This window comes from Bradyrhizobium sp. UNPF46 (genome assembly GCF_006658625.1).
GTDB classification, from domain to species: Bacteria; Pseudomonadota; Alphaproteobacteria; order Rhizobiales; family Xanthobacteraceae; genus Bradyrhizobium; species Bradyrhizobium nitroreducens.
Genome location: NZ_LFJB01000003.1, coordinates 403,405 through 410,859 on the forward strand (window position 1 = coordinate 403,405; position 7,455 = coordinate 410,859).

The 7,455-nt window shown below is 67.2% G+C and carries 6 protein-coding genes; 2 read left to right on the plus strand and 4 right to left on the minus strand.

Annotated elements, in window-relative coordinates:
- Entirely contained in the window at window positions 1-1,734 is a 1,734-nt protein-coding gene (locus UNPF46_RS03300) for an FAD-dependent oxidoreductase (protein ID WP_142249014.1), read from the plus strand.
- Between the two features lie 15 nt (window positions 1,735-1,749).
- Window positions 1,750-2,544: an IclR family transcriptional regulator gene (locus UNPF46_RS03305; RefSeq protein WP_142249015.1), complete on the plus strand. Its 795-nt coding sequence runs from the start codon at window positions 1,750-1,752 to the stop codon at window positions 2,542-2,544.
- Window positions 2,545-2,550: 6 nt separating this feature from the next.
- On the opposite strand, the gene UNPF46_RS03310 is transcribed toward UNPF46_RS03305, so the two are convergent.
- The 4 genes from UNPF46_RS03310 to UNPF46_RS03325 are packed head-to-tail and all read right to left on the minus strand — an operon-like array spanning window position 2,551 to window position 7,054.
- Window positions 2,551-3,330, minus strand: a complete 780-nt coding sequence (locus tag UNPF46_RS03310; protein ID WP_142249016.1) for an SDR family NAD(P)-dependent oxidoreductase — start codon at window positions 3,328-3,330, stop codon at window positions 2,551-2,553.
- 39 nt (window positions 3,331-3,369) lie between these two features.
- Window positions 3,370-4,113, minus strand: coding sequence for an aspartate/glutamate racemase family protein (locus UNPF46_RS03315; protein WP_100178284.1), 744 nt, complete (start codon window positions 4,111-4,113; stop codon window positions 3,370-3,372).
- A 9-nt stretch (window positions 4,114-4,122) separates the two neighbouring features.
- Window positions 4,123-5,388 (minus strand): NAD(P)/FAD-dependent oxidoreductase, encoded by a 1,266-nt coding sequence (locus UNPF46_RS03320; RefSeq protein ID WP_142249017.1) that lies wholly within the window; start codon window positions 5,386-5,388, stop codon window positions 4,123-4,125.
- Between the two features lie 4 nt (window positions 5,389-5,392).
- Entirely contained in the window at window positions 5,393-7,054 is a 1,662-nt protein-coding gene (locus UNPF46_RS03325) for a thiamine pyrophosphate-binding protein (RefSeq protein WP_142249018.1), read from the minus strand.
- Window positions 7,055-7,455: the final 401 nt, after the last annotated feature.

Sequence of the window (7,455 nt, forward strand, 5' to 3'; positions counted from 1 at the left end):
ATGACCGGCAACGAGCATAGCGCAATTGAGACTTACGAGTGCGACGTGCTCGTGGCCGGATCGGGTTGCTCCGGCATGTCGGCCGCGATCACCGCGCGCCATCGCGGCCTCGACGTGCTGATCGTCGAGAAAGAGCCGCGCTTCGGCGGCACCACCGCGCGCTCCGGCGGCTGGCTCTGGATTCCCGGCACTTCGCTGGCGAAGGCCTACGGCATCGCGGAGACGCCGGACCAGGCTCGCACGTATCTGCGGCACGAGGCCGGCAACAATTACGACGCGGCGCGGGTCGATGCGTTCCTGAGCGCCGGCCCCGAGGCGGTCGATTTCTTCACCACCAAGACGGCGCTCCGCTTCGACATGCCGCTGGTATTCCCGGACTATCATGCCGAAGCGCCCGGCGGCGCGCTGGGCGGCCGCTCCATGGTGACGCGCCCGTTCGACGGCCGCGAGCTCGGCGACCTCGTCAAGACGCTCGGCATGCCCCTGCCCGAGCTCACCGTGTTCGGCATGATGCTGGGTTCCGGCAAGGAGATCATCCATTTCATGCGGGTGACGAAGTCGCTGACGTCGGCGGTCTACGTCGCCAAGCGACTGTCGCGGCATCTCATGGACGTGCTGCGCCATGGCCGCGGCATGACGCTGACCAACGGCAATGCGCTGGCCGGACGCCTCGCCAAATCCGCGCTCGACCTGAAGATTCCGATGTGGCTGTCTTCGCCGGTGCGCGAGCTGACGATCGAGAACGGCACCGTCACCGGCGCCATCGTGTCGCGCGAGGGACGCGACGTCCGCGTCAAGGCGCGCCAGGGCGTCGTGCTCGCCTGCGGCGGCTTTCCGCATGACGTCGAGCGGCGCCGAAAGATGTTTCCGCACGCGCCGACCGGCGTTGAGCATTTTTCGCCGGGTCCGACCGGCAACACCGGCGACGGTCTGCGGCTCGCAGAATCCGCCGGCGGCCACGTCGAGGATCGCCTGCCCAACGCGGCGGCCTGGGTGCCGGTGTCGCTGACGACGCGCAAGGACGGCTCGAAGGGCGTGATGCCGCACTTCATCGACCGCGCCAAGCCCGGCGTGATCGCGGTGATGCGTGACGGCAAGCGCTTTGCCAATGAGGGCAATTCCTATCACGACTTCGTCCAGGCCATGGTCAAGGCCTCCAAGCCTGGCGAGGAGATCGCGGCCTATCTCGTCTGCGATCACAAGACGCTGCGCAAATACGGCCTCGGTTGCGTGCCGCCGTTTCCGATGCCGCTCGGTCACCACCTCGATACCGGCTATCTCATGCGCGGCGACACGTTGGAGGCGCTGGCAGCGAAGGCCGGCATCGATGCGAAAGCGTTCGCCGAGACCGTCAGGCAGTTCAATGCGACGGCGCCGCTCGGACACGATGCCGCCTTCGGCAAGGGCTCGAAGGCCTATAACCGCTATCAGGGCGACGCCATGCACGGCCCCAATCCCTGCATCGCGCCGATCGAGAACGGGCCGTTCTACGCCATCAAGATGGTGATCGGCGATCTCGGCACCTATGCCGGCATCGTCACCGACGAGAATGCGCGGGCGCTGGACGCCGAGGGCCGGGTCATCCCCGGCCTCTATGCCGCCGGCAATGACATGGCGAGCATCATGGGGGGCAACTACCCCGGCGCCGGCATCACGCTTGGGCCGGCGCTGACCTTCGGCTACATTGCCGGCCGTCATCTCGCCGACAGCGCCGCCAAGCGCGACGCGGCGTAGCGCGATCGGAGGCGCATGAAGAGGGAAAGCCGCGGCATCCAGTCGATCGAGGTCGGCGGAGAACTGCTTCGCGCGCTTGCAAGGTGCGGCGAGCCGATGATGCTGCGCGATCTCGCGCGCGAGGCCGGCATGACGCCGGCCAAGGCGCACCCCTATCTCGCCAGCTTCTCGCGCATCGGGCTGATCGAGCAGGACGAGACCACCGGCCGCTACGAGATCGGCGCGCTGGCGCTGGAGCTCGGCCTCATCAGCCTGCGCCGGCTCTCCGGCGTGCGCATCGCAAGGCCGAAGATCGCCGCGCTCGCGAGCCAGATCGGACATGCAGTGTCTCTCGCGGTCTGGGGCACGCACGGCCCGACCGTGGTGCAACTCGAAGAGCCGGCTCAACCCGTCCACATCGTCATGCGCGCCGGCTCGGTGATGGCGCTGCTGGAGACCGCGACGGGCCGGGCCTTTGCGGCCTTCCTGCCGGAAAAGACGATCAACGCCGCGCTCGAGAGCGGCCTCGACCGTCACGGCGTCGGTTACAGCCCGAAGCGCGCCGTGAAGGGCGCGAAGCTCGCCGAGATGCTCGACGAGGTCCGCAAGCACGGCCTCGCCCGCGCGCTCGGCGATCCCCTGCCCGGCGTCAACGCGTTCTCGGCCCCGGTGTTCGACCATTCCGGCCATGTCGCGCTGGTCATCACTGCGATGGGGCCCGAAGGCACGTTCGACGCGCGCTGGGACAGCCCGATCGCACATGCGCTGCGCGACTGCGCCGGCGGGATTTCGAAGCGGCTGGGTCACGGGATGACGGTCGCGGCGGAGTGAGCGCCCCTACTTCTCCTTCACCGGCACCGTGTAGTTCAGGATCAGCCGGCCGCCATCCGGATAGATCGTCTGCCCCGTGATGTAGGACGCATCGTCGCTGGCGAGGAACGCCACGACCGACGCAACCTCGCTCGGCTCGCCGCCGCGGCCGGCCGGCGTGCGCGACATCACGGTCCTGCGGGCATCCTCGGAGGTGTAGATCGACGACGCCACCATATCGGTCAGGATCGTGCCCGGTCCGACCGCGACGACGCGAATGTCATGCGGAGCGAGCGCGACGGCGGCGACGGATGTGAGCTGCTTCATGCCGCCCTTGGACATCGCATAGGTCGCCAGCGCCGGAATCGCCAGCAGCGCGTTCACCGAGGACATGTTGATGATGACCCCGCCGCCGCCTTGCGCGATCATCTGCCTGGCGGCGGCCTGCACACCGAAGAACGCGCCTTTCAGATTGATGCCGATGATCTCGTCGAATTCCTCTTCGGTGATTTCCAGGATGTCCCGGTTGCGGGCGACGCCGGCATTGTTGACCATGATGTCGAGCCGGCCGAACTCCTTCACGGCGGTGGCAACGAGCTCATCGACATCAGCACGCTTGGCGACATTGCCGACGACGGTGCGCAAGGCATCGGGACGCCCGAGCTCGGCGGCCGTCGCGGCGAGGCCCTCGGCATCGACGTCCGAGATCACGACCTTGACGCCGTCATCGAGCAATCTCTTCGCGCAGGCCTTGCCGATGCCGCGTGCCGCGCCGGTGATGGCGGCAACCTTACCGGATAGTTTCATGGGTTCGCTCCAGGACTTGTGACGATCTCGTGGACGCGTTCACGCAAACACGCGCGGGCGCAGTCCGGCATGAAACCAGGTGATCATGGAATAGATGTCGTAAACCGGCAGCCCCACCTCGGCCTGCAGCGCGGCCGCGTAGGGCGGCATGTTGGTGCATTCGAGCACGATGGCGCCGACGTCGGGGTTCTTGGCGACGAGCTGCTTGCCGGCCTCGACCACGTCACGCTCGGCTTGCGCGATGTCCATGTCGTCCTTCTCGGCCTTGATCAGGACGCGGAAAAACTCCTTGCCGTTCTCGGTGCCGACCAGCGGCGTGTCGAGCGGCACGCCGGCACCTTCCAGATGGGCCGGCGTCAAGGTCGAGCCCGACACCGTGACGAGGCCGACGCGCTTGCCCGGCGGCAGAGTTGCCTGCACCCATGGCACCTGCATCAGCGACGAGGTCGCAACGGGCACGCCGACGGCCGCTGCGATCTCCTTCTGGAACAGCGAGAGGAAGCCGCAATTGGTGGTGATGGCCTCGGCGCCGAGCCGCACCAGATCCTTGGCCGCATCGATGAAATCAGGCAGCAGTCCCGCCGCGCCCTTCAGCACCACCTTCTCGGGCGAGGCGCCGCTCACCACGCGATAGAGCACGGGGAACGGCCAGGTCGTGCCGTTGCCCATGTCGCCGGGAATGCGGGGGAAGCGCGCTTCCAGCATCAAAATGCCGAGCGGCGCACCATAGATGGCCTTGCCGCCACGGGCGATGCGGGAGGGCGAATGGGCTGAGCTGGTCATGCTGCGATCTCAGAGGAAACGTTCGGGCGCGAAGGGCAGAAGCGGAATCTCGGGCTGCTTGCCGCTGAGGAGCTGCGCGACGAGCCGGCCGGTACGGGCCGAGCCGACCAGGCCGACATGGCCGTGGCCGAAAGCATAGACGATATCGCGCGAGGCGCGCGCATAGCCGATGCAGGGACGTCCGTCCGGCATGCTCGGCCGATGCCCGAACCAGGTTTTTATGCGCGAGGCGGGAATGTCCTTCGGCAGTTTCGGAAACATGCCGATGAGATGGTCACGCAGGATCTCGGCGCGTTTCCAGTTCGGTGCCGCCTCGAGACCCGCGATCTCGACCGTGCCGGCCGCGCGCAGGCCCTTGTTGGTCCAGTTCACCACCATCTTGGCGTCGGACGCCATCATCGAGCTGCGCGGGCCGACTTCCGGATTCTCGATCATGACGTGATAGCCGCGCTCGGTCTCCAGCGGCAGGGGATCGCCGACCGATGCCGTGAGCTGCTTCGAGCGGGCACCGGCGGCAACCACGGCGGCATCGCAGGCGATCTCGCCGGTCTCGGTGACGACGGCGACGAGCTTGTCACCGTTGAGCCTCAAGCCGGTCGCCTTGGCCCGCACATGCGTGACGCCACCGGCAATGGCATGATTGGCGAGCGCCGCGACATAGGCGCCGGGATCGCGACAGCGCCCGGCCTCCTCCACCACGACGCCAAAGGTGTAGCGCGGATGCAGGTCCGGCTCACGCTGGCGCATCTCGTCGGCGTTGAGCTCCAGCCATTCGACGCCGACCTTCTTGCGCAGGCGCCAGCCGAGATCGTTGTCGAAATTGCCGCGCGAGGGAAACACGTGCATCACGCCGTTGCGCTCGATCAATTCGGGGACGCCAGCCTCTTCCGCGAGCTTCCGATGCAGCAGCGGCGCGTCCTTCAGGAGGTCGCGTAGCGCAAACGCTGTCTTCTCGACGCGCGCGGGGGTCCAGCCCGAGAGCAGGTACTTGATCAGCCAGGGCAGCGCCTTCGGCAGATAAGACCAGCGGATCGCGAGCGGACCGAGCGGGTCCATCAGATAACCCGGCACCTTCTTCCAGATGCCCGGCTCGGCCGGAGGAATCACCGAATGCGAGGAGAGCCAGCCGGCATTGCCGTAGCTCGCCGCCTGTTCGCCGCCGGGCTCGCCGGGATCGATCAGCGTGACGCGATGACCCTCGCGCAACGCCTCGATGGCGCTGATGACCCCGACCGCGCCGGCTCCGATGATCGCAACGTGGCGGCCGGTCGCCATCGCCCTACGCCTTCACCGCGGGCGTGAAATCCTTGCCGACAGAGATCGCGCGCGGGTCGATGATGCAATGGAGGATCGCCGGCTTGCCCGAGGCCAGCGCGCGCTCGAAAGCGGGTGCGAACTCTTCGGTGCGTTCGACGCGCTCGCCATGACCGCCGAACGCCTTGGCATACATCGCAAAGTCCGGGTTCTTGAGCTGGGTGCCGACGACGCGGCCGGGATAATCGCGCTCCTGATGCATGCGGATGGTGCCGTATTGCGAATTGTCGACGACGATGACGACCAGCGGCGCGTCGTATTGCACGGCGGTCGCGAACTCCTGGCCGTTCATCAGGAAGCAGCCGTCGCCGGCGAAGGCGACGACGACGCGATCCGGATATTGCCGCTTGGCCAGCACGCCCGCAGGCACGCCGTAACCCATTGAGCCCGAGGTCGGCGCGAGCTGCGCCGCGAAACTGTGGAAGCGGTGATGGCGATGGATCCAGCCGGCATAATTGCCGGCACCGTTGCAGACGATCGCGTCCTTCGGCAGCCGGTCGCGCAGCCAGGTCATGACCTGGCCGTACTGGAACGTGCCCGGCAGCTCGCGCGCCTTGTCGGTCCAGGCGAGATAATCGGCATGGGCCTTGGCGGCCTCACCCTTCCAGGCAACGGCGCCGGAAGGCTTCAACGTCTCGACGGCGGCGGCGAACGCGGCGGGCGTCGCCTGGATCGCCAGATCGGGCTGATAGATGCGGCCGAGCTCTTCGGAGCCGGGGTGAACGTGAACGAGCTTCTGCTTCGGATTGGGGATGTCGAGCAGCGTATAGGACGAGGACGACATCTCCGACATGCGGCCGCCGATCAGCAGGATGACATCGGCATTGTCGATGCGCGCCTTCAGGCCCGGGCTCGGCCCGATGCCGAGATCGCCGGCATAGTGCGAGTGGTCGGCGTCGATCAGCGAGGCCCGGCGGAACGACGTCGCGACCGGCAGGTCGAAGCGCTCGGCAAAGCGCGCGATGCTCTTGGTCGCCTCATCAGTCCAGCGCGAGCCGCCGAGGATGACGAGCGGCGCCTTGGCGCCCGCGAGCATGGTGCCGAGCTTTTCGATATCGGAAGGCGCGGGCCAGCTCACCGCCGGCTCGATGCGCATGGCGTCGGCAACGGCGGCGGTCTCGGTCAGCATGTTCTCCGGCAGCGCGATCACGACGGGACCCGGACGGCCCTGCATGGCGACGCGGAAGGCGCGCGCCACCAGCTCAGGGATGCGGTCGGGACGATCGATCTCGACCGCCCATTTCGCCATGGAGCCGAACACCGCCTTGTAGTCGAGCTCCTGGAACGCCTCGCGCTCGCGCATGCCGGTGTCGACCTGGCCGACGAACAGGATCATCGGCGTCGAATCCTGCATCGCGATGTGGACGCCATGGCTGGCATTGGTGGCGCCGGGGCCGCGGGTGACGAAGCAGACACCGGGCCGTCCCGTGAGCTTGCCATAGGCTTCCGCCATCATGGCAGCACCGCCTTCGGCACGGCAGATCACGACGTCGATCGGGCTGTCATGCAGCGCATCGAGCGCCGCCAGATAGCTCTCGCCCGGCACGCAGGTGACGCGCTCGACGCCTTGGGCGACGAGCTGATCGATCAGGATCTGGCCCCCGGTGCGGGTGTTGCGGATGGTCATGTCGGCTCCCTCAGGGATCTGGCGATGCGTCTATATTTGGAGACTGCGTAGGACAGGCCGAGAGGGCGCGCAAGATCGAAAGGCTTCTCGCAGCCTGCGCAGACGTCATGCCCGCCGGTGCCGTTTGCACGCCCGCCCGTTTGTCGGGCTTGATGGAATGATCGCCGTCGACATGATGCTACCACGATGTCCCGGATGGCTGGATCGCCCGCGTCAAACGCGCAATGACCGAATGTTTGCGGCGGACACGGTGCCGGAGGGTGGGCAAAGGCGCGCTTGCGCCGTGCCCACGATCTCCCTCTCTGAGCAACAGACGCGTGGGCACGCTGCGCTTTGCCCACTCTACGAAGTCGGAGGTTGTGACTCGCAGACATGCGTTCTCCTCCTCGCGGCGCCTTTCG

Bases quoted from the DNA above. Each gene is read 5' to 3' on its own strand.
- UNPF46_RS03320 (WP_142249017.1), bottom strand. From the start codon at position 5,388: ATGGCGACCGGCCGCCACGTTGCGATCATCGGAGCCGGCGCGGTCGGG.
- UNPF46_RS03325 (WP_142249018.1), bottom strand. From the start codon at position 7,054: ATGACCATCCGCAACACCCGCACCGGGGGCCAGATCCTGATCGATCAG.
- UNPF46_RS03300 (WP_142249014.1), top strand. From the start codon at position 1: ATGACCGGCAACGAGCATAGCGCAATTGAGACTTACGAGTGCGACGTG.
- UNPF46_RS03315 (WP_100178284.1), bottom strand. From the start codon at position 4,113: ATGACCAGCTCAGCCCATTCGCCCTCCCGCATCGCCCGTGGCGGCAAG.
- UNPF46_RS03305 (WP_142249015.1), top strand. From the start codon at position 1,750: ATGAAGAGGGAAAGCCGCGGCATCCAGTCGATCGAGGTCGGCGGAGAA.
- UNPF46_RS03310 (WP_142249016.1), bottom strand. From the start codon at position 3,330: ATGAAACTATCCGGTAAGGTTGCCGCCATCACCGGCGCGGCACGCGGC.